Source organism: Proteus sp. PR00208, from assembly GCF_016238545.1.
In the GTDB taxonomy this organism is placed as follows: Bacteria; Pseudomonadota; Gammaproteobacteria; order Enterobacterales; family Enterobacteriaceae; genus Proteus.
Genome location: NZ_JAEHQE010000018.1, coordinates 34,565 through 56,210, shown reverse-complemented (window position 1 = coordinate 56,210; position 21,646 = coordinate 34,565). Strand labels below are relative to the sequence as shown.

At 37.0% G+C, this 21,646-nt stretch carries 19 protein-coding genes, 1 tRNA gene and 2 pseudogenes; 14 read left to right on the top strand and 8 right to left on the bottom strand.

The window, feature by feature from the left end; genetic code table 11:
• Positions 1-16 precede the first annotated feature (16 nt).
• The 5 genes from rpoD to JEP36_RS12965 all read left to right on the top strand — a co-directional run bounded on the left by rpoD (position 17) and on the right by JEP36_RS12965 (position 5,113).
• Positions 17-1,873 carry an RNA polymerase sigma factor RpoD gene (gene rpoD, locus JEP36_RS12985; RefSeq protein WP_198620772.1) on the top strand — a complete coding sequence of 619 codons (1,857 nt, stop codon included), beginning with the start codon at positions 17-19 and terminating at the stop codon, positions 1,871-1,873.
• Positions 1,874-2,190: 317 nt separating this feature from the next.
• Positions 2,191-2,267 (top strand) — tRNA-Ile (locus JEP36_RS12980).
• Between the two features lie 554 nt (positions 2,268-2,821).
• Complete coding sequence (locus JEP36_RS12975; protein ID WP_198626213.1) at positions 2,822-3,181, top strand: hypothetical protein; 360 nt, start codon at positions 2,822-2,824, stop codon at positions 3,179-3,181.
• 87 nt (positions 3,182-3,268) lie between these two features.
• Positions 3,269-3,988, top strand: a complete 720-nt coding sequence (locus tag JEP36_RS12970; RefSeq protein ID WP_198630319.1) for a scabin-related ADP-ribosyltransferase — start codon at positions 3,269-3,271, stop codon at positions 3,986-3,988.
• A gap of 207 nt (positions 3,989-4,195) precedes the next feature.
• The gene (locus JEP36_RS12965) at positions 4,196-5,113 is read left to right on the top strand and encodes a bestrophin family protein (protein WP_198620771.1); all 918 of its coding nucleotides are present in this window, start codon (positions 4,196-4,198) and stop codon (positions 5,111-5,113) included.
• 158 nt (positions 5,114-5,271) lie between these two features.
• Here the strand turns inward: JEP36_RS12965 and JEP36_RS12960 are convergent, their stop codons facing one another.
• A complete protein-coding gene (locus tag JEP36_RS12960) occupies positions 5,272-6,801 on the bottom strand; it encodes a methyl-accepting chemotaxis protein (RefSeq protein WP_198620746.1) in 1,530 nt (509 codons plus the stop codon).
• A 267-nt stretch (positions 6,802-7,068) separates the two neighbouring features.
• Positions 7,069-8,595 carry a methyl-accepting chemotaxis protein gene (locus JEP36_RS12955; RefSeq protein WP_198620745.1) on the bottom strand — a complete coding sequence of 509 codons (1,527 nt, stop codon included), beginning with the start codon at positions 8,593-8,595 and terminating at the stop codon, positions 7,069-7,071.
• A gap of 417 nt (positions 8,596-9,012) precedes the next feature.
• Here JEP36_RS12955 and JEP36_RS12950 point away from each other — a divergent pair, with 417 nt between their 5' ends.
• The gene (locus tag JEP36_RS12950; protein ID WP_198620744.1) at positions 9,013-9,687 is read left to right on the top strand and encodes an HAD family hydrolase; all 675 of its coding nucleotides are present in this window, start codon (positions 9,013-9,015) and stop codon (positions 9,685-9,687) included.
• 90 nt (positions 9,688-9,777) lie between these two features.
• Here the strand turns inward: JEP36_RS12950 and JEP36_RS12945 are convergent, their stop codons facing one another.
• From JEP36_RS12945 to JEP36_RS12920, 6 genes are all read right to left on the bottom strand, one after another.
• Positions 9,778-10,353 (bottom strand): TerD family protein, encoded by a 576-nt coding sequence (locus JEP36_RS12945; protein ID WP_109373011.1) that lies wholly within the window; start codon positions 10,351-10,353, stop codon positions 9,778-9,780.
• Positions 10,354-10,432: 79 nt separating this feature from the next.
• Positions 10,433-11,011 (bottom strand): TerD family protein, encoded by a 579-nt coding sequence (locus JEP36_RS12940; protein WP_100158820.1) that lies wholly within the window; start codon positions 11,009-11,011, stop codon positions 10,433-10,435.
• A 53-nt stretch (positions 11,012-11,064) separates the two neighbouring features.
• The gene (locus tag JEP36_RS12935) at positions 11,065-12,105 is read right to left on the bottom strand and encodes a TerC/Alx family metal homeostasis membrane protein (protein ID WP_198620743.1); all 1,041 of its coding nucleotides are present in this window, start codon (positions 12,103-12,105) and stop codon (positions 11,065-11,067) included.
• 34 nt (positions 12,106-12,139) lie between these two features.
• The gene (locus JEP36_RS12930) at positions 12,140-12,595 is read right to left on the bottom strand and encodes a tellurite resistance TerB family protein (RefSeq protein ID WP_198630318.1); all 456 of its coding nucleotides are present in this window, start codon (positions 12,593-12,595) and stop codon (positions 12,140-12,142) included.
• 25 nt (positions 12,596-12,620) lie between these two features.
• Positions 12,621-13,787 (bottom strand): TerD family protein, encoded by a 1,167-nt coding sequence (locus JEP36_RS12925; RefSeq protein ID WP_198630317.1) that lies wholly within the window; start codon positions 13,785-13,787, stop codon positions 12,621-12,623.
• Positions 13,788-14,372 carry a TerD family protein gene (locus JEP36_RS12920; RefSeq protein ID WP_198620741.1) on the bottom strand — a complete coding sequence of 195 codons (585 nt, stop codon included), beginning with the start codon at positions 14,370-14,372 and terminating at the stop codon, positions 13,788-13,790.
• Between the two features lie 324 nt (positions 14,373-14,696).
• Between JEP36_RS12920 and JEP36_RS12915 the strand changes: the two genes are divergently transcribed.
• The 8 genes and pseudogenes from JEP36_RS12915 to JEP36_RS12885 all read left to right on the top strand — a co-directional run bounded on the left by JEP36_RS12915 (position 14,697) and on the right by JEP36_RS12885 (position 21,635).
• Positions 14,697-15,764: an ATP-grasp domain-containing protein gene (locus JEP36_RS12915; protein WP_198620740.1), complete on the top strand. Its 1,068-nt coding sequence runs from the start codon at positions 14,697-14,699 to the stop codon at positions 15,762-15,764.
• Between the two features lie 14 nt (positions 15,765-15,778).
• A complete protein-coding gene (locus JEP36_RS12910; RefSeq protein WP_198630316.1) occupies positions 15,779-16,915 on the top strand; it encodes a phosphoribosyltransferase domain-containing protein in 1,137 nt (378 codons plus the stop codon).
• On the top strand, positions 16,908-17,678 hold the full coding sequence (locus JEP36_RS12905; RefSeq protein ID WP_198620738.1) for a hypothetical protein: 771 nt from the start codon (positions 16,908-16,910) through the stop codon (positions 17,676-17,678). The genes JEP36_RS12910 and JEP36_RS12905 overlap by 8 nt, the downstream gene beginning before the upstream one ends.
• A 2-nt stretch (positions 17,679-17,680) precedes the next feature.
• Positions 17,681-18,425: pseudogene (locus JEP36_RS12900) on the top strand (cysteine protease StiP domain-containing protein); the annotation flags it as partial.
• A 125-nt stretch (positions 18,426-18,550) separates the two neighbouring features.
• Positions 18,551-18,757 (top strand): annotated as a pseudogene (locus tag JEP36_RS17940) (RNA-binding protein); the annotation flags it as partial.
• Entirely contained in the window at positions 18,757-19,701 is a 945-nt protein-coding gene (locus JEP36_RS12895; protein ID WP_109373002.1) for an HpcH/HpaI aldolase/citrate lyase family protein, read from the top strand. The pseudogene JEP36_RS17940 and the gene JEP36_RS12895, both read left to right, overlap by 1 nt.
• A 284-nt stretch (positions 19,702-19,985) precedes the next feature.
• Positions 19,986-20,483, top strand: coding sequence for a tellurium resistance protein TerW (locus JEP36_RS12890; RefSeq protein WP_109373001.1), 498 nt, complete (start codon positions 19,986-19,988; stop codon positions 20,481-20,483).
• Between the two features lie 513 nt (positions 20,484-20,996).
• Positions 20,997-21,635 (top strand): vWA domain-containing protein, encoded by a 639-nt coding sequence (locus tag JEP36_RS12885; RefSeq protein WP_198630314.1) that lies wholly within the window; start codon positions 20,997-20,999, stop codon positions 21,633-21,635.
• Positions 21,636-21,646: the final 11 nt, after the last annotated feature.

The following is a 21,646-nucleotide window of genomic DNA, read 5'->3' as shown; positions in this document are numbered from 1 at the left end:
GTGTGGATACCGTCTTATGGAGCAAAACCCGCAGTCACAGCTGAAGCTACTTGTTACTAAAGGTAAGGAGCAAGGCTACCTGACCTATGCTGAGGTCAATGACCATCTGCCGGAAGATATCGTCGATTCAGATCAAATCGAAGACATCATCCAGATGATTAACGACATGGGCATTCAGGTTATGGAAGAAGCACCTGACGCCGATGATCTGATGCTGGCAGAAAATTCAAATGATACTGATGATGATGCTGCAGAAGCCGCAGCTCAGGTACTTTCTAGTGTAGAATCTGAGATTGGCCGTACAACCGACCCTGTGCGTATGTATATGCGCGAAATGGGTACCGTTGAACTGCTCACCCGGGAAGGTGAAATTGATATCGCAAAACGCATTGAAGATGGTATTAACCAAGTTCAATGTTCCGTTGCAGAATATCCTGAAGCAATTACTTATCTTCTTGAACAGTATGATCGCGTTGAAGCTGGCGAAGCACGTCTTTCAGACTTAATTACTGCGTTTATTGACCCTAATGCCGAAGAAATGGCAGAAAGTGAAGATGTCAACTTAGGCAAAGATGATGATGAAGTTGACAACAGCGCTGAAGACGAAGATGAAGACGAAGATGAAGATGGCGACAATGACAGCGATAGCGATGATGATAACAGCATCGATCCTGAATTAGCGCGTCAGAAATTTACTGAGCTTCGTGAGCAATATGAAAAAACTCGCCAAACTATCAAGGCGAAAGGTCGCAACCACAAAGATACAGAGCTTGAAATCTTATTATTATCTGAAATTTTCAAACAGTTCCGTTTAGTACCGAAACAATTTGATTATTTGGTTAACAATATGCGTGACATGATGGACAGAGTTCGTGCTCAAGAACGTCACATCATGCGTCTTTGTGTTGATCAAGTTAAGATGCCAAAGAAAACCTTCATTACGCTGTTTACAGGTAACGAAACCAATGACACATGGTTCACTGCTGCTCGTGCAATGAATAAGCCTTGGTCTGAAAAACTGGCAGGTATTGAAGAAGAAGTACAACGCAGCTTACAAAAACTGCAACAAATTGAAGTTGAAACTGGACTGACAATCGAACAGGTTAAAGATATTAACCGTCGTATGTCTATCGGTGAAGCAAAAGCACGTCGTGCGAAAAAAGAGATGGTCGAAGCGAACTTACGTCTCGTTATCTCTATCGCGAAAAAATATACCAACCGTGGCTTACAGTTCCTTGACCTGATTCAGGAAGGGAATATTGGTCTGATGAAAGCGGTTGATAAATTTGAATACCGTCGTGGTTATAAGTTCTCAACTTATGCAACATGGTGGATCCGTCAGGCAATTACTCGTTCAATCGCTGATCAGGCGCGTACAATCCGTATCCCTGTTCACATGATCGAAACGATTAATAAACTGAACCGTATCTCTCGTCAAATGTTGCAAGAGATGGGGCGTGAACCTTCACCAGAAGAGCTTGCAGAACGCATGCTGATGCCTGAAGACAAGATCCGTAAGGTACTGAAAATCGCTAAAGAACCAATCTCCATGGAAACCCCAATCGGTGACGATGAAGATTCACATTTAGGTGATTTTATCGAGGATACTACTCTCGAATTACCACTGGATTCTGCAACATCAGAAAGCTTACGTTCAGCAACTCACGAAGTGTTAGCAGGCTTAACATTGCGTGAAGCGAAAGTCCTGCGTATGCGTTTTGGTATCGATATGAATACCGACCATACCTTGGAAGAAGTGGGTAAACAGTTTGATGTTACCCGTGAACGTATTCGTCAGATTGAAGCGAAGGCACTGCGTAAATTACGCCACCCAAGCCGTTCTGAAGTGTTACGCAGCTTCCTTGATGAGTAATCGACTTACTTTTCAATAAAAGTTATAACAAACGCCTGTGATATCACAGGCGTTTTTTTATGGAATTTCGATACGGTATCTACAATCTATCTAATCTACGATAGATTTCACCTACATATATTTATAAAAAATAGCCTTATTATTTATATTATTGTACCTGTACGTAAGCTTATCCATAACTCGTTACGCTATGTTATTGATATCACAGTTATTCTCCGTTTTATTTTTTTATTGTTTAGATTGAACAGAATTTGCGCATACAGTCATTCAAAGGCTAGACCTCGTGCCAAATGGCACGTATAATCACACTCCATTAAGGCCCCTTAGCTCAGTTGGTTAGAGCAGGCGACTCATAATCGCTTGGTCACTGGTTCAAGTCCAGTAGGGGCCACCAAATTTTAGCTGTTAAATCAGCACATTAAGCCACTTCTTAGCAAGTGGCTTTTTTGTTTCTATAAACCATTGCCCCATTTTTGCCCCATCAGATATTTTTAGCTACGTTAATATTTATAGAATCACTACATTTTAAAAATTTTTTATTATTTGTTTTGAATTCCATTCTATTTCAGTTTCAAAAATCTATAACTCACTGAAAAATAAATATTCTCTAAAATGCTCTCGCGTGAAATATGGATCATCAATCCCACGTAAAGCATGAAATTTCTTTTACTATTAATGTGTTATTTTTTATCGTGTTCCTTTTTCCACATCTCAAACTTTATTCTTTCATTAATAGAATATGAAAATTTCTTGATCCAAAAAAACATATTATTTTTCCATTACAACATATTAAAATAAAATATTTAAAAAATAATTCACCTCTGTATATTTAAATCGTTTCCATTACCTTGATGTACATATTAGCCCCCACAATAAACATTAATTATTTATTGAATGGAATACACAACAATCACATATAAATACCGTAAACAAATATAGAGGTTATAAATGAAAAAATTACTTATTATTAGTATTCTTTCCTTTTCAGCATTTTCGCATGCCGGTATTGATTTTGACGGTTATTGCAAAAAACTAAATGGAAAAGTAAAAAATGGCAAAATTTCCAGCCTCACGGTTGTAACTAATAGTTATAACGATGGGGAAAAACCAGTGTTAGCAGCCAATATAAAATTTGTCCCTACCACTGGTGGCTCTTATCATTATGGCATTATGTACAACGCAACTGCACTTTACGATATCGCTAAGGTTTCATTTCTGACACAAACAAATATAGCCGTATGTATTGGAAGTGAAAAAACTTTTCCTGGTAACGATGCCCTCTTTATGATTGGGTTATCAAGACACTAATTATCCAAAAGTAAAAGAAATCATGACTAAATAAAAAAGGGAAATGACATAACACTATAAAGCATTTATTGAAAAATAGAGGTTATAATGAAAAAAATAATTTTAATTATATTATTTATTTTATTTAATATACAACTATCATATGCAAGACCTGTTAGTAAAGTGTACCGAGCAGATTCAAGACCACCCGAGGAGGTATTTAAAAAAGGATTTGTCGCTTGGGGAAATAATATCAATTTTCATTCCCATGTAAACGGTGTTTCAGGGAGAAGAGGGAGTAAAGACTCTGCATTTATTCCGACAACATCAAGTTTTAAATCAAGTGAAAAATTCGCAAAAGATTTACTCAATGTCTCAAGCGAAAATAAATCTTATATTTATAAGATAAGGGCAACAAATAATTTTTATTCTGCACTTGAGACTGTCTATTATTATCATGATAAAATTAAAGAACGTGTTAGTGACGTATTAAGATCAGTATTAACTGAAGAGCAAGAATATTCTGCATATATAAATATTCCAAATCAATTAATAGAACTTGTCACTATTTACACTAAAGAAGGTAGTGAGATCCTTGAAGAAACAATGGTAAATCCTCATTATTCACCAGAAAAAACATATTCATCTGATGAACCCTATAAAGGTTATAACCCATTAAAAATAGATAATTTACCTCATCTAGTGATGGGATTATCTATGACTAATATAAACAATGAGTTAGCAGAAGCATCCGCAGTGCTACCTTCATCTTCATTCACTTGGGGTTCTGTACTAAGTACAGTTATGGAGGTGGCTGAAGCATTATGATTAATAAATCAAATCAACTATGTCTGCATTATTACATTAACGATACTCATGTCTAATAATATAAATTTATCTTTCTGATTCATATAGGTATATATGAATCAGAACTTTCATACTTATTAATTATTTTAATAGAATTAATTGGCTTATTACTTCTTTTATTGAGATAATATTCTCACAATTCAAATCTTGTCTTATATAATTACTATTATGGTCATTCGTCCTAATCAACACTGGTTCTTTCGGTTATTTGATTGGCATGGTTCAGTGCTTTCAAAAATAATCTTTCGTTTATGCCTTAATGTTATCATGTCAATTATCGCTATTTTGATTTATCAATGGTATGAACAATTAGGAATACACTTAACAGTTGCTCCTTTTAGTTTACTCGGTATTGCCATCGCAATATTCCTTGGTTTCAGAAATAATGCAAGCTATAGCAGGCTTGTGGAAGCCAGAACCCTATGGGGTAATATGTTAATTACTCATCGTAATATATTAAGAAATATAAAAGCATTATTACCTGAAGATAAACAATTTAATCGAGACTTTTCTAATCTATTAATTGCTTTTAGTTGGAGCTTAAAGCACGAGCTAAGAAAAACAGATCCAATGGTTGATCTTTACCGCCTATTACCTCGAACTTTATTTAATGAAATAATGAATAGCCCTTATCCCACTAATCGTATTTTATTACATATCGGTTTAAAAATAGGTGAACTGAGAGATAACAAGATGATAAGTGATGTTATTTTTCAATCAATTAATAAAGATATTAATAATTTATCTGATGTACTCGGAGGTTGCGAACGGATCTCAAATACCCCAGTTCCATTTGCTTATACTTTGATATTGCAACGTACTGTTTATTTATTTTGTACATTATTACCTTTTGCTTTGGTAGCAGATCTCCATTATATGACACCGTTTGTATCAGTTTTTATCTCTTATACTTTTTTATCTTGGGATTCATTAGCTGAAGAATTAGAAGATCCTTTTGGTGTATCTGCAAATGACTTACCCTTAAATGCCATTTGTAATACGATTGAAAGAAACTTATTAGAAATGCAAGATATTACCCCATTACCGATAACTGTAAGACCAGATAAACATTATAACTTACTATGATCAATAAATAATCATAACCACCCGTAAGCGGGTGATTTTATATTTAAGACGCTGACGCGACTTAAACAGGCTAAAGCCAATAATAATAAAGCTCACTTGAGTTTTACACTCAGAGTGAGCTTGTTTTGAATACAATATTAACAGACTAACTTAACGGATTAATATTGTTCTTTAATTTGAAAGACTGAAACTTTATCTGTTAAGTTTTGTGCTTTCTCATCTAAGATCATTGTTGATGTTGCACCTTGTTCAACCAAGGCAGCATTTTGCTGTACAACAGAATCCATTTGGTTAATTGCGACAGCAATTTGTTCGATCCCGACTTTTTGCTCTTCTGATGCAATACTAATGCCCTGCATAATATCGCTGACTTTAGTAATAGAAGAGACTATCTCTTGCATATGCTCACCCGTTTTATTAACCAACTCACGGCCATGAGCCACATCAGCAACGGATTCTCTGATAATTTGATTAATTTCACGCGCAGCATCTGCACTTCTTGCTGCTAAATTTCTCACTTCTGTTGCAACAACAGTAAATCCACGGCCTTGCTCACCTGCACGCGCCGCTTCAACGGCTGCGTTTAATGCCAGAATATTGGTTTGGCTTGCTATGTTATTAACCACATCATTGATTTCAGCAACTTTTAATGTTCCTACCTCAATTTTCTTCATTGAGTTAATCGCATCATTCATAATGTTAGAACCATCAATCGCTAAATCGCGTGTTTCTGCGGTAATGGAGTTTGCTAAAATCGCATTATCCGTATTATTCACTACTGCGATTTTTATCTCTTCCATACTTGCTGCTGTTTGTTGTAAAGCACTTGCTTGCTCCTCAGTACGAGAAGAGAGATCTTGGTTGCCAGAAGCAATTTCTGCCGAACCTTTTTTGATCTCTAGCGCTTCTTCTTTAACAAGTTGAATAGTCGATGTTAGCGCTGTTTGCATATCCCCTACATTAGAGAACAAAGTTCCAAACTCATCATTTCGTTTCTTAGGTAGAGTGAAACTTAAATCTCCCTCTCCCACTTTTTGTAAAATCGAAGACAATGTATTGAGATTGAAGATAAAAGTTTTGTTTATCCAACGAATAACCATATAAAGCAGAGAAAGGATAATGGCTAACGCAATAATCGAGGTATAAATAGAAAGATGAACCATCCAAGCTTGCTGTGTTTTAATATCATCATTCACAGCTTTAGTGATCATAAGATATTCATCAAAGAGATCAGATAAACGATTAAAGTCACCAGAGAGGTTTGATTCTGTGTAATCTAGCGTATCTATAGGTGCAATAAGTTCATCTAGAAGATAATAGAATAACACTGATAGTTGTTCTGAATTACGTTGAGCGTCAGGACTTATCTTCTTCACGCCTACCCAATGTGTGATAGTCGCTTTTGATTTTGTCGCCAACTCTTTCGCTTCAGCAACAAGTGATTTAATTGTTTCTTGCTTATTCTCATCCGTCATTGTTTTCAACAACATTAGGTAGTTGACGTGAGAACGAATGGTCGCTAATTCATACCTTGCTTCTTGAACACTATTCAATCTGGTATTCAAAGAATCCAATGATGCGAAGTTCTCTTGCATCCTATAAATAAAAAATGACGACAATACAGATGATAATAAGAAAATGGCTAATAATATGATAGAACCTACTTTAGCTGATCTTTCAATACTCATGAAATAATCCACCCCGGTAATAAAGTGATACAAATGTACTCATTTATCGGCACGAAATAGATTTTATTTACTTATTAATCAGAATTATCGATACAAACACTTATTACAGTTTTCAATCAATGATTGCGACTAGTTTTTTATACTGATATTCATATTTTAACTTTGATAATATCTCACAATGAAATAATATTTTAGTGTTATTAATAAGTTAAAAATAAAACAGCGCACTTCAATACAATACTTCAAAGTGAGCTGTTTTAATCGTTATTACATCGGTTCCTCAATCTGAAATACCGCTACATTATCCATCAATACCTGCGCTTTTTCGTCTAACATCATCGTTGAAGATGCGCCTTGATCCACTAAAGAGGCGTTTTGTTGCACAACCGTATCCATCTGATTAATCGCCACCGCAATTTGTTCAATACCAACCCGTTGCTCTTCAGAAGCGAGACTTATCCCTTGCATAATATTATTTACTTTTGTAATTGAAGAAACGATCTCTTGCATATGTTTTCCCGTTTTATTAACGAGAGCGGTTCCTTCTGCGACATCTTTTATAGATGCTTTTAATATCTGGCTGATCTCTTTTGCAGCATCTGCACTTTTGGCTGCTAAATTTCTTACTTCAGCAGCAACAACGGTAAAACCTCGCCCTTGTTCCCCTGCTCTCGCAGCTTCTACTGCTGCATTTAGCGCTAAAATATTCGTTTGACTCGCAAGATTATTAATCACTTCGTTAATCTCACCCACTTTTAACGCGCCTTGCTCTATTTTTTTCATCGATGAGATAGCTTCTTTCATTACACTAGCACCATCTATAACGATGTCATTGGATTGATTAATAATCTCATTGGCTTCTTGAGTATTTTCGGTGTTATTGGCTACTGCGGTTTTAATCTCTTCCATACTGGCTGCGGTTTGTTGTAATGCACTAGCTTGCTCTTCAGTACGAGCAGAGAGCTCCTGATTACCTGATGCAATTTCAGAAGCTCCTCGTTTTATCTCTAACGTTTCTCTTTTTACGGTAAGAATGGTAGAAGTTAACGCTTTTTGCATATCACTCACATGTGAAAATAACTCACCAAATTCATCTTTTTTCATTTTAGGTAAATCGAAAACTAATTCCCCTTTACCAACTTTATTTAACACATTAGACAACGTATTAAGGTTATAAATAAAGGTTTTGTTTATCCAACGAATAGCAAAATATAAAATAACGAATAGAATTAATAAGGATATGAGAGTGGAATAAATAGAAAGCTGAACCATCGTATCTTGTCTATTTCTGAGCCCAGCACTATTTTTGGCTTTAACAGAAACATAGTTATCAAATAAATTATTTAATCTATCAAAATCATTGGCAAACTCTGTATCCTTTATATGTATTGCTTCTGAGCCATTTGACGCAATCAAGAGTCTATCAATTAGGCTATAAAATAACTTTGCTATTTCATCTGCACTTTTTTGTGCTTCTACTGTGACTTTCTTTTCTTTTACCCATATATCCATTGCATGTTTAGCACTTACCGCAATTTTTTTGTTTTTCTCAATAATTTCAGCATCTTTAGCATTTGTTTCGGCGGTATCTTGTATCAGAAAATTCACATTAGAACGCATAATCGCTAATTGATAACGCGCCATCAAAACATCGGTGTAACGTGTCAATAATACTTCAACTTGAGTAAAATTATTTTTCATTTTATAGATGAAAAATGTAGATAATACAGAGGATAAAATAAAAATTAATAACAGTGCAGATGCGCCTATTTTAGCACTTTGTTTAATACTCATAATAAAAATACCTATATGTACATATCGATAAACTTTATTTTTTATCGACGAAGTTATTTTTTTATTTAATTATCATTGATACATATAAGTTAATAATTTTTATTTAAAAATTTTTATTCTATAAATAACCACTAATCATATTTTAAATAAATCACGCTTTATTCTTATTTTATAAAATAATGCAACCAATAATGTTAATAATAAATACGCTATTTTTTATCAATCACGCATTACTTTATTGGGTAGCCAATATCTGCTGATGCTTTTCATCGATTACTCCTACACCCTATTATTCATAAAAGTATAAATAGTTTTATTTTCAATAAGTAACAACCGTACTATCTCATTTTGAGAACGATGATATAATATGCACCATGACCTTAAAAAACTCTGATGATTTACGGAGCTTAACTTTTTATGCAACCTCAGTTTGAAAACTCAAAAAACACCGTAAAAACATTATCAGTGTTTGATTTTGATGGCACGCTGACCTATCACGACAGTTTTATTCCTTTTTTAAAGTTTGCTTTTGGTAAACGTAAATTTTCACGCCGTTTGATTAAGATGGTATTGCCCACATTACGTTGCTTTAGACGCAAACTTACTCGTGATGAATTAAAAGAAGTACTTATTAAAACCTTTTTAACCAACATTGATGAGAATTGGTTAAAAGAAAAAGCCGAAGCCTTCTGCCAACTTTACTGGGCTAAACTAATGCGCCCTACCGGTTTATTAGCCGTTGCTGAAGAGGTGAACAGTCACGCTGAAGTCACCATTTGTTCAGCATCACCAGCAATGGTGTTACAACCTTTTGCTGATCGCTTAGGCATTAAATTAATTGGTACAACGCTCGAAGTTGTTGAAGGTGTATTAACGGGGAAAATTATTGGTAATAACTGTCGCTGTGGTGAAAAAATCAAGCGGTTAGAAAGTGTTTATGGGGATCTCACACAATATCATTTAAGAGCTTGGGGAGATTCTCGAGGTGATCATGAGTTGCTTTTTGCAGCACAAGATCCTCATTGGCGCCACTTTCATACAGGCAAAAGTAAATCGAAAAAATCACCCATAAAGATAGAAACAAAAAAATAATCTTACCCACAAAATTGAGCACAAAAAAACCCTCGATTAACGAGGGTTTTTACCATGCACTATGTACTATATGTACTAATAGTGTAGAGATTAGATATTCACGCCGTGTTGTGATGCTAATGCACCTAAACCACCCGCAAAACCTTGACCTACAGCTTTAAATTTCCACTCTGTACCATGGCGATATAACTCACCAAAGATCATTGCAGTTTCTGTAGATGCATCTTCAGAAAGATCAAAGCGTGCAATTTCAGTATTATTGTCGTTATTAAAAACGCGCATAAAACTGTTGCTCACCATACCGAAGTTTTGTTTACGATTCTCAGCATCATAAATAGTGACTGCGAATACCAATTTTTTCACTTCAGCAGGGACTTTTGATAGGGTGATTTTTACTTGCTCATCATCACCATCGCCTTCCCCAGTACGGTTATCTCCTTGGTGTTCAACGCTTCCACATTGACTCACTTTGTTATTAAAGAAGATAAAACTTGCGTCTGAAAGTACTTTTCCATCTTCACCTACCATGAACACTGACGCATCTAAATCGAACTCTGCGCCATCAGTCACGCGGGCATCCCATCCTAGACCAACCATAGCAACCGACATTGTTGGTGCTTCTTTAGTCAGAGAAACATTACCGCCTTTAACAAGGGAAACTGCCATATCAAAGCTCCTACTTTATTGAATAAACTGGCAATCACATCTTATGACTGCCAGCGGTTAGTGTCTTATAAATCCACTATCAAGAGGCATTAATACCGTATTGAGCACAAACTGAACCTAAACCACCCGCATAACCTTGACCAACAGCACGGAATTTCCACTCCGAGTTATGGCGATATAGCTCACCAAATAACATTGCTGTTTCTGTTGATGCATCTTCCGTTAAGTCATAACGAGCAACTTCAATTTGGTTGTCATCATTAACTAAACGAATAAATGCACCTGATACTTGGCCAAAGCTTTGGCGACGAGCTTGCGCATCATGGATAGTCACAACGAAGATAACCTTATCGACATCATTTGGGATCATGTCTAATTTGATTTTCAGCGCTTCATCATCACCATCGCCTTCACCAGTACGGTTATCACCCGTGTGAACAACAGAGCCATCAGCAGATCTTAAGTTGTTATAAAAAATGAAATCGGCATCGCTACGTACTTTTCCATTAGCCGCTAACAGAAATACAGATGCATCTAAGTCAAAATCTTGACCATCTGTAGAACGGGCATCCCAACCAAGTCCGACAAGGACGTTTTTCATCGTTGGGGCTGCTTTGCTCAGAGAGACATTACCACCTTTAGAAAGAGAAACGCTCATTTTTTAACCTCTTTAATTTAGTTTTTGATATTCTGATTTCTCAAGAATACTAATTATTCTGACTTACCTTCATTATCCTTTTTCTCTGGGAATAAGAAACTTGCAATAATACCCAGAGCAAGAACACCAAGCACAACAAATAGGCTGGTTGTCGCGGAGATGCTGTATCCATGTTGCCAAATATGATCTGTTGCATTTAGACCCAGTTTTACAGCAATAAAGAACAACAACACAATAACCGCTTTTTCAAGGTAAACGAGATACTGTTTTAACGCTTCTAACACGAAGTAAAGCGTACGTAAGCCTAAAATTGCGAACATCATTGCACTATATACAATTAAAGGTTCACGGCTTACTGCGATAATAGCGGGAACCGAGTCGAAAGCAAACATCACATCAGAAAGCTCTACGACTGCCACACACAGCATTAGTGGCGTTGCATATAGCGCAGCTTTTGTACCACGACCGATAGTAATATCTTTGTTTTCAGGTTTCGCTAACTCTACATCAACTTCTTTTTGTGTTAGTAAGAATGCATGTCCAGTGATTTTTGGCCATATAGGGAAAAATCGTTTTACTAAGCGATAAGCAAGATGCTGCGAATAGTCTTCAATTTCTTCACTATCATCACCGCTTTTCAGCATCATAACTGCCGTCCAAGCCACGATTAAGGCAAATACTATCTCAACATATGGTCCTAAACTTAACAGTCCTGTACCGATGGCAACAAAGATCCCACGGAAAACAATAGCACCGATGATACCCCAATAAAGAACGCGGTGACGGAAGCGATCAGGCACAGCAAACCAAGAGAAAATCGCCATCATGACAAACAAGTTATCAACCGAAAGCACTTTCTCTAGCGCATAACCTGTTACGAATAAGCTCGCAACCTCTGCACCATGGTGAATATAAAGGAATCCTGCGAATACCATTGCAATAGCAACCCAGAATATAGACCAAAATATGGCATTCTTTAATGTTATCGGCTTATCTGAGCGATGCATAAATAAGTCGATAAAAATAGCGCCAATCGCAAGTACAACAAAGACAATGACAGTTTCTGTCGGAAAACCAATATGTGTGGATACCATAATAATTCCTAAACGGTTCCCTATATTAAATTAATTACAAACCAAATTCTGCGGGCTCAAAGCCTAATGCAATGGCAACAGCGCGCACAGCTTCTTTTTCATCATTGTCAAAATCACCATCACTTTTCGCAACAGCAATACCGACACGAATAGCTAATTGCGCAGCTTCTGGCTGATCTTTCATTGCCAGAATATACTTCATGGTTTCGCCTTTACCGACTTCAGTATCAAATTCGAAACTCAGGATTAGCTTATTAAAGAATTCGATAACTTCAGAAGTATCAAAAACTTTAAGTTCATCCGATGCTTTTAAAAAACCGAGCATCTTCTGTTTTTCTTCAGAACTCACTCCACCGCTGGCAATGGCAATACGTGCGCAAACAGCAACAGTGCCTTGCATAAATTTTTTGTTTTTAAAGCGACCAACTTGCTTTGCTAACTCAGAGCGACCTGAATTAAAACCATCTTTTAATTTGTTAAAAAAACTCATGCTATTTTTCCTTATATCAACTTGATCACTTAGAACCCGCTGTCCAGCGAAATCCCCACCCGTAGGCATTATCCATATCACGGTGACCTTTAAAAAACTCATTGAGACGTTCAACTTTTATCGAACCATTCTCATTAACGAGTCGTGCAATCGCACACATATTGCGACCATTATTACCGTCAGTTAAACGGGTTTCGATAGGAGGTTGTTCTGGTACATGAATGGTGACAACACCATCTGTTTTGCTCCAATTCGGTACACCTTCATAAATAAACGCGAAAATCAGCACTTGCTTGATATTTTTCCATTCACGTCCATTCACAAAGATCCATTCACCACCAGCAACATCTCCCGTACGATCATCGCCTTGCAATTCAACATAAGGAATACGATTGAAATCACCAAACCCGTTTCCTAATGCTTGAATAACGGACTTATGTCCTTGCTGAAGTTCAACAAAAGCACCGATATCTAAATCGATACCTTTATTGCCACCGAACAACCCACCTAATAACCCAGAACCCCCACTTTTGCTTTCTCGATGCCAATCAAGGTTGATCCGAATTTTACCGAAGTCATCTTTCTTCGTTAGGCTAATTGCCGGTTTTTCTTTAGTTAAAGAAACCTTACTTAAGTTCACCGAACTTGGCGCTGGCGCCGGTTTTGGTGCTGGTGCTGGTGCTGGTGCTGGTGCAGAGTCTGCAATATCAACACCAAAATGTTCAGCTAATGGCTTTAAACCGCCGTTAAATCCTTGAGCGATAAAACGGAACTTCCAACTACCATAACGAAGATACAATTCACCTAAAATTAATGCCGCTTCAGGACGACCGTTAATATCAACATTACCGTTTGCCACAACTTCGTTATTAGCATCAACTTGAATTGATAATCGTTGTAAATTTGCGATAGTTTGTTGACCTTCACAAGTCGCCGTAAACGCAATTTTTTCAACATCTGGACGTAAACGCGTTAGATCCACCGTAAAAGATGTGCTGTTTCCTGCTGTCGCATAAATAACGGTGCGATCATCATTAGCTGTCTGTCCATAAAACACCATATCGGTGTCGCCATTCACTTTACCTGACGCATAAAGTCTAAAAGCAGACACATCAACTGGTGCACCAGATTGAATTCTAATGATTAATGTTTGATTAGGAACAGGTACGTTCCCGCCTGGAGTCATATTCATTTATCGCACCACCGTAGCCACAATATCAGGCATCATGTCATTAATAACACGGCCTTTACAAGGCGCACCAAACGCAGTGAAATCCCATTGACCATGATTACGTTGTAAAGAAGCAATCACGATACCTGTATGAGAGCCTTGCTCTGTTAAGGTATAACGCACCAGCTCTTTATTCGTTGTTTTATCAACAACTCGGCAGAATGCGTTTTCAACTTCATTAAATGTTTGTCCACGGAAACTATTTACTGTAAATACCAAGTATTCAACATTTGTTGGTAAACGGTTTAAATCAACGAAAATTGTTTCATCATCGCCATCACCGTCACCCGTTAAGTTATCACCAGAGTGAATAACCGACTGACAACTTGATTTTAATTTTCTAAACCAAATGGTATCGATTTGATTACCATTTGCGTCAAGTAATACGCAACTTGCATCTAAATCGATAGAACCACCACCACCAAAAAGACCGCCTAATAATCCTTTTTTCTTAATCGGATCCCAGCCCAAACCAAACATTAAGTGGCTCAGTGTAGGTACTTGTTTACTGAGAGAAACTGTTTGATTCTTGCTTAATGAAACCATAATTAAATTCCTTCAGAGGTAGAGTGAAACAATAACGCCATTTGTGATTAATTCCATATCATGAAAATCATCATATCATGATGAAGTACACGAGCAAGACTATTTTTCTCACTTAAATTTAAAGTTTTGTCAATTTATTGATATTAATGATATTTTCATTGTAATAAAATATTAAAAACACAAAAAAATCATAATAATAACTTACTCAATTACCCAATTTAAAAATTAACTCAAATAAATCATATTATGATTGACACAGTTCTTCGAAATCTTCATGATTATAAGCATTGAACCCTACACTTTTATTTCACGGTATACAGAGTAATGAATAACACAATTTGGTTTATGGAAGGTTTATCATCACAACGCGATATAATTCAAAGTGTTAAAGACTTTGCAAAACAGCAGCATCAAGAGATCTTTGTGCTCGCATCTCATCGTCATACTCGAAATGAGATTTTATCGCTTGCTGATGGGGCTTTTTATGAACCTCTTGAAGAGACATTACGCTTACAATTTATCGATGATGTTGTAAGACAGCATCAAGTCCGTGCCATTCACACCGGTCGTAATAGCGCATGGTTTGAATTACACCGCCAAGAAATTGAGTCATTTGGGGTAAAATTAACAACTGGGGCCACACAACTTGAACAGCTTCAGTTAGCTGATAATAAAGTTGCATTTGCACAAGCGATGGAACAATGTGGGCTTCCTGCAGTACCTTCTATTTACATTAAATCTATCGATGAATTAGAAACGCATATAAAAGAGCCTCCTTTTGGCGAAATACCTTTATGCATCAAACCTGTAAAAGGGATTTATGGTATGGGTTTTTGGCGCTTTGATAATCAAGTTTCACCGATGGCACTGTTTAATCACCCAGAAAATCGCCAAGTCAATCCTCAACAATATCTTGATGCATTAAAGGCAGTTGAACATTTTGAACCTTTAGTCTTAATGCCTTATTTGCCTGGTCCTGAATACTCTGTTGATATGGTGGTTGAACAAGGTGATGTTATTGCAGCTGTAGCTCGACGCAAAGAGGGTGCAATACAACATCTAGAGATCTCAGGCGAGGCTTATGAATTAGGTAAAGCGTGCGCAACGGCGATGAAAGCCGATGGTCTTGTGAATGTGCAAACTCGAAATAATCATCAAGGTCGCCCACTCTTACTTGAAATTAATATGCGCCCTTCTGGTGGTATTGGTTATACCCAACATTGTGGAATTAATCTTGCAGGTATTTTTGCTTTACGCCAATTAGGATTAATAAGTATTGAAGAGGCTGAAGCCCAAAATAACCATTTTACACCAACAAAAATACGCTCAATCACCGATTCTATTGTTTTCAATTCAGCGTTAACAAACTTAATCAGTACGGATAATAATTAATAATGAAAAATAGTATGAGTGACTCATCCGTTTATCGTCGCCTTCTTTCTTGTGGCACATTAAGTGTGACGCCAAATTGTTCTATTGAGTTACTTGATGAATTATTTGATATTGCAGAAAGACGCAATCCTAAGCGTGCATTTCTATTTGTCAGTAAAGTATTAGGTCGTCATATTCCTGTTTCACCGAAAAAAATGCGTGAAACCTACCAAAAACTTGCCCATCAATTTCCTGACTCACTTGAAGGTCCTGTACTGTTTATTGGTATGGCAGAAACGGCGGTGGGTTTAGGTGCTGGCATTTTTGATGAAGTGAGAAATCGCTATCAACAAGCCATTTATTTAACATCAACACGTCATCCTGTTGATAAAGGTGAGTTGCTGTGTGAATTTAAAGAAAATCACAGCCACGCGACTGATCACTTACTCTATTTACCTACAACAGCAGAGCAACGCCAGTGGGTACAAAAAGCAAAAACCGTTGTATTAATTGATGATGAAGCGACTACAGGTAATACCTTTATCAACCTGCTTTCAGCACTACGTGAAGAAGGTGGATTAACCCATATTGAGCAGGTTATAGCGGTAACCTTAACCGATTGGAGTGGTGATTCTATCGCTGAGCGCTCCCCATTACCGATTAAAACCCTCTCTTTAGTTCAAGGGAAGTGGCAATGGGATGCCGATCCAAATGCGCCTTTACCTGTTATGCCTAACGTTAATATCACTGCATCAGGGCAAGTTGCTATCACTGGTAAACAGAGCTGGGGTCGATTAGGGATGACAACGCCCGCAAGCGATCTGGGTTTATCCATCAATGCTTCTTTAGGTGAAAAAATCCTTGTTTTAGGATCGGGAGAATTTGTTTGGGAGCCGTTTTTATTGGCTGAACGTCTTGAAAAACAAGGTGCTATCGTAAAATATAGTTCGACAACGCGTTCACCTATTTCAACTAATTTTGCCATTCAATCAGCGATCACATTTACTGATAATTATGGTTTAGGTATTCCTAACTTCGTCTATAACGTGGCGCATCAACAATTTGATCGCATTTTGCTTTGTTGTGAAACACCAGCTGAAAGCATTGATAACCAACTGATTGAAGCCCTCAATAAAGTTGCACCTATTGTTGAGGTAATTAGTTATGACTAAGCCCGTTATTTTAACTGATCTCGATGACACACTATTTCAAACACGTCGTAAGATGGTGGATGAATTAGCACTAGAACCCTATAAGACTGGCGCGCTAGATAGAAGCTTAGAACCCCGTAGCTTTATGACCCAAGAGCAAGCCATGCTTGTAGATTGGATGTTAGAGCATGCGGATTTAATTCCTGTTACTGCTCGTGGAACAGAAGAGATTAGCCGAGTCACCATTCCTTTTCATTCTTGGGCGATTACTACACATGGTGCGGTGATATTAACGCCAGAAGGCAATGCTGATACACAATGGCAAAACCACATCACTCAAAGCTTAGCGCCATATACACAGCGTTTATTGACTCTACAACAATCAATCACGCAATTAATGGCGGAACGAAATATTGATGGTTGGGCGCGAATTAACTATGAATACGGTGATTTGCCTATTTATTTAGTCATGAAGCATAACGATAGCACCCGATTAGACGAGCTATACACCATAGGTGATGAGATAGAAAAAACATTCTCAACTGAAGGTTTTTATATTCATCGTAACAGCAACAATATTGCTTGGTTACCTGAGCCTATCGAAAAAGGCAAAGCTGCCACCTATTTGCTCAATAAATTAAAAACTGAGCGTGGTGTTTTTCCTGTGATTGGACTCGGTGACAGCCTAAGTGATCATCGCTTTATGAAATTATGTAGTTGGTATGGACTTCCTCGTCAAAGCCAATTTGCGGATGCGATCAACACAAAAATTTTTGGAGAATAAACATGATGGATCATAAGCCTTTTTCGGGCTCTTATGTATCAGGGGATGTCGATTTTCTACTTCAACCGGTTAATATCGAAATGACGCCCGTTGAGTTAAAAGAAGAGCTGATACAATCGGGTAAGCGCCACTATTCTGACATGCTAAGTCAAGAGCCAGAGCCAACAACATGGCATCTAGATCTCTTTGAAAAAGCGCTAGAAACAGGCGCTACACGCTTAGCAACTGAAGTCATAATGCTGGCTAAATCATTGATTGAACGCTTTGGTGATACCCCAATTATCTTGACAAGCCTTGTTCGTGCAGGTGTTCCTTTAGGCGTCATGTTGCAACAAACATTACGTAAAATGGGAAAAACCTCTTATCACTACGGCATTAGTATTATTCGAGATAGAGGCATTGATAGCGAAGCGCTTTCATGGATAGAACAACGCCACGGTACAGAAGGTATTGTGTTTGTCGATGGATGGACAGGAAAAGGCGCTATTACAGGTGAACTTATTCGTTCGTTATCAGGGCGAAAAGGCTATCCAGCTCAGCCTCGTCTTGTCGTCCTTGCTGATCCTTGTGGCTGTGCATGGTTAAGTGCCAGCGATGAAGATTGGCTTATCCCATTTGGGATCATGGGAGCGCCTGTTTCAGGATTAATTTCACGTTCAATTTGGACTGAAGAAAGCTTTCACGGTTTTGTGGATTGCCAACATTTAAAACAGTATGAATGCAGTCGTTACCTTGTTGATACTGTTGGAAAAGTCATTGATACATTAATCGATAACGATACTCCACTAGCTACATTTAAAGAACAACAATCAGACTTAAAAAAGCTGAGCGAAAACGTCGTTAGTTCACTTGCAAACAAATATGATATTTCAAATATCAATCGTATAAAACCCGGTATTGCTGAAGCTACACGCGCTGTTTTACGCCGTGTACCTGATCATGTTCTTGTGAGAGAAATAACCGATCCTGATGTCGCGTTACTGGTTTATCTTGCGCAGGAAAAAAATATTGCTGTTATTGAAATAGGGCAAGCGCTTGGTCAATATCGTGCAGTGACTATCATTAAAAAGGTGAAATAATGATTGAACGATTATCCCCATGGAATTTAGGGGCAACGCTTTATATGCCCGCGACACGAACAGATATCGCACCCACAATCATCAATCAGAAAATTGAAGGGTTACGCTCTTTAATTATCTGTTTAGAAGATGCCGTGAGTGATGCAGATATTCCTGTTGCATTAGAAAACTTGGCAGCCTTATTAAATACCTTAGCAGAGCACAAAAAAAACAGCGATTGTAGCCATTGGCCACTGCTGTTTATTCGCCCTCGCCACACTGAAATGGGTCAATGGATCACTGAAAATCTTGATGTCAGCGCCATCGATGGTCTTGTTTTGCCTAAGTTCACACAAGTTTCTCTGCCAATTTGGTGGAATATTATTGAAAATACGCATTTATGTATGATGCCAACACTTGAAACAGAAGAAGTGTTTGATGTTATTCAAATGACAGAGCTTGCAAACCACCTACTAACTCACCCTTGCCATAACAGAATTATTGCATTACGTATTGGTGGTAATGATTTAATGAATGTCATTTCTCTTAGACGTAATCGCCAATTAACACTTTATGATGGCCCAATGGGTTACGTGATAAAAATGTTAGTTGCTGTCTTTGGCGCTCGCCAATTTGCCCTCACAGCACCTGTTTGTGAGCATATTGATGATCACCATATTATGGATAAAGAGCTGGCACTTGATATTGCTAATGGCCTTGTCGGTAAAACAGCGATCCATCCAAAGCAAATTCATAAAATTGAACAAGCTCTCATGGTGTCTCAATCCGATCATTCAGATGCATTACGTATTTTAAATTCAACACAAGCCGTCTTTAAATCACAAGGTGCAATGTGTGAGCCAGCAACACATCGTCGCTGGGCATTGAGTATTTTAACCAGAGCTAAAATTTATGGCATTATTCCTAACCAACAAAATAATGCTCAACGTTTTAACGCAACATAAAATACTCTATAGCAGGTGATAAATTCGATAAGATAAAATAATTATCTTATATTGATTTCGATTTATAAGTTTCTAGTTAAAGCATGTTATCTTTAACTAGAACTTATAAGAACAACGTGAATCTTTTTATTTAAAAAAGTGTATTTTTTTTATTTCAGTTATTAATTTATACTACATTTAATAGGCAGCTTATTTTATTTATCCTTGTCAACACAGAACAAGAATAATAGAAATTATTGCTGAATATTTTAACACACCAATGACAAAATAAGTGGTAACTAAGCATGCAATTAAGCACTCGTCAGGTCAGAGTCTTTACACTGGCAACCCTTTTAAGCTCAGGAAAAAAGGTTCCAACCATTAAGATTATTTCTGCTCTTGAATGCTCAGAGCCTACGTTAACTCGTGTATTAAAAGAGATAAGAGATTCTTATGGTGCTGAAATAAAATACAGCAAAGCCTCTCGTGCATATCAAATGACTGAACGAGGTCAACTCGATAGTAAGGCGTTACGCCGTATGCGTGAGGCATTATCCGCCAGCGAAGATCTACGCCACAATGGAATGACAAGCCGAGTTTATCTCGATAAAGATAAGAAGAAATCTGTTTCACTTTCATTAAAAATGTCAGCATTGCGCAAGATTGATAGATTATCTTATTTAAATAATTCCACACGTAGTGAAGCTGTTGAATTATTAGTTGATCACTATATTGAAAATTTAATTCAATCAACACTCGCTGAAATAGCAGAGAAAGAAAAAGAAAAAAAGAATTCGAATTAAATAAAAAAAGCAACTTGATACTTCGGTATCAAGTTATTTTATAAAAACAACAAAAGCAGAAAATATATAAAAACACTTATCTAATAGAATTGTTTCATATATTTCCTCACACTCTTAATTTATTTTAAATTACTTTAAAAACAAAAAACACCAATTAACTAATACTTTGAATTTATTGACTTTTATAATTGTTATTTTTTAATTAAAAAGAGTATTTATACCTAATCACTATTAGTCATTCATTTAGCATTACTCTTATTAAGACGGTTCAATAAAATATATTTTCTTTAATAAAATAAAATCGCTCCATCACTCAATTTAAGGATGACAAACAGGCTAATTTCTCTTTTATTTTACTTTTCATACTATCTTCATTCAGATTAATAATATTGGACAATCATCACTGCGTTTTTTCTCTAATTTAATTAAACTAAGCATAATCTCAATTGAACACCTTCATGGGTCGGTTAGTATATTAATCGCTTATTTCTATCTCACTCACAGGATAAATGCATGAGAAGATTGCCAGTTTACCTTTTGCTTGATACATCGACTTCCATGTATGGAGAGCCTATTGCAGCAGTAAAAAATGGCGTTGAAATGCTCTTATCAACACTACGCCAAGATCCTTACGCATTAGAAACTGCTTATATTTCTATCATCACCTTTGACTCAACCGCGCAACAGGTTGTGCCACTCACTGATTTAATCAATTTTAAAGTACCAGATTTAGTCGCAAGTGGAACAACAGCATTAGGTTCTGCGCTCACTTTAGTTTCTAGTTGTATTGAAAAAGAAGTACAAAAAACTACAGCTGAAACAAAAGGAGATTGGCGTCCGTTAGTTTTTGTGATGACAGATGGCGCCCCCACAGACGATTGGAAAAAAGGCGTTGAGAAATTTAAAGCGGCACGCACTGGCGTTGTTATTGCGTGTGCAGTAGGACAATCAGCACAAACTGATGTACTAAAAAATATCACTGAAATTGTATTACAGCTAGATACTGCGGACTCCAATACCATTAAGTCATTCTTTAAGTGGGTTTCAGCCAGTATTTCTGTCGGTAGTCAAAAAGTCGATTTAACTAAGAAAGATATTAGTGATCTTGATGACTTACCACCGCCACCTCCTGAGGTTAACGTTGTACTTTAAATAAAAAAGGA

Bases quoted from the DNA above. Each gene is read 5' to 3' on its own strand.
- JEP36_RS12930 (WP_198630318.1), bottom strand. From the start codon at position 12,595: ATGAGTTTTTTTAACAAATTAAAAGATGGTTTTAATTCAGGTCGCTCT.
- JEP36_RS12910 (WP_198630316.1), top strand. From the start codon at position 15,779: ATGAGTGACTCATCCGTTTATCGTCGCCTTCTTTCTTGTGGCACATTA.
- JEP36_RS12965 (WP_198620771.1), top strand. From the start codon at position 4,196: ATGGTCATTCGTCCTAATCAACACTGGTTCTTTCGGTTATTTGATTGG.
- JEP36_RS12935 (WP_198620743.1), bottom strand. From the start codon at position 12,105: ATGGTATCCACACATATTGGTTTTCCGACAGAAACTGTCATTGTCTTT.
- JEP36_RS12975 (WP_198626213.1), top strand. From the start codon at position 2,822: ATGAAAAAATTACTTATTATTAGTATTCTTTCCTTTTCAGCATTTTCG.
- JEP36_RS12905 (WP_198620738.1), top strand. From the start codon at position 16,908: ATGACTAAGCCCGTTATTTTAACTGATCTCGATGACACACTATTTCAA.
- JEP36_RS12970 (WP_198630319.1), top strand. From the start codon at position 3,269: ATGAAAAAAATAATTTTAATTATATTATTTATTTTATTTAATATACAA.
- JEP36_RS12885 (WP_198630314.1), top strand. From the start codon at position 20,997: ATGAGAAGATTGCCAGTTTACCTTTTGCTTGATACATCGACTTCCATG.
- JEP36_RS12895 (WP_109373002.1), top strand. From the start codon at position 18,757: ATGATTGAACGATTATCCCCATGGAATTTAGGGGCAACGCTTTATATG.
- JEP36_RS12955 (WP_198620745.1), bottom strand. From the start codon at position 8,595: ATGAGTATTAAACAAAGTGCTAAAATAGGCGCATCTGCACTGTTATTA.
- JEP36_RS12950 (WP_198620744.1), top strand. From the start codon at position 9,013: ATGCAACCTCAGTTTGAAAACTCAAAAAACACCGTAAAAACATTATCA.
- JEP36_RS12940 (WP_100158820.1), bottom strand. From the start codon at position 11,011: ATGAGCGTTTCTCTTTCTAAAGGTGGTAATGTCTCTCTGAGCAAAGCA.
- JEP36_RS12945 (WP_109373011.1), bottom strand. From the start codon at position 10,353: ATGGCAGTTTCCCTTGTTAAAGGCGGTAATGTTTCTCTGACTAAAGAA.
- JEP36_RS12925 (WP_198630317.1), bottom strand. From the start codon at position 13,787: ATGAATATGACTCCAGGCGGGAACGTACCTGTTCCTAATCAAACATTA.
- JEP36_RS12920 (WP_198620741.1), bottom strand. From the start codon at position 14,372: ATGGTTTCATTAAGCAAGAATCAAACAGTTTCTCTCAGTAAACAAGTA.
- JEP36_RS12890 (WP_109373001.1), top strand. From the start codon at position 19,986: ATGCAATTAAGCACTCGTCAGGTCAGAGTCTTTACACTGGCAACCCTT.
- JEP36_RS12960 (WP_198620746.1), bottom strand. From the start codon at position 6,801: ATGAGTATTGAAAGATCAGCTAAAGTAGGTTCTATCATATTATTAGCC.
- JEP36_RS12915 (WP_198620740.1), top strand. From the start codon at position 14,697: ATGAATAACACAATTTGGTTTATGGAAGGTTTATCATCACAACGCGAT.
- rpoD (WP_198620772.1), top strand. From the start codon at position 17: ATGGAGCAAAACCCGCAGTCACAGCTGAAGCTACTTGTTACTAAAGGT.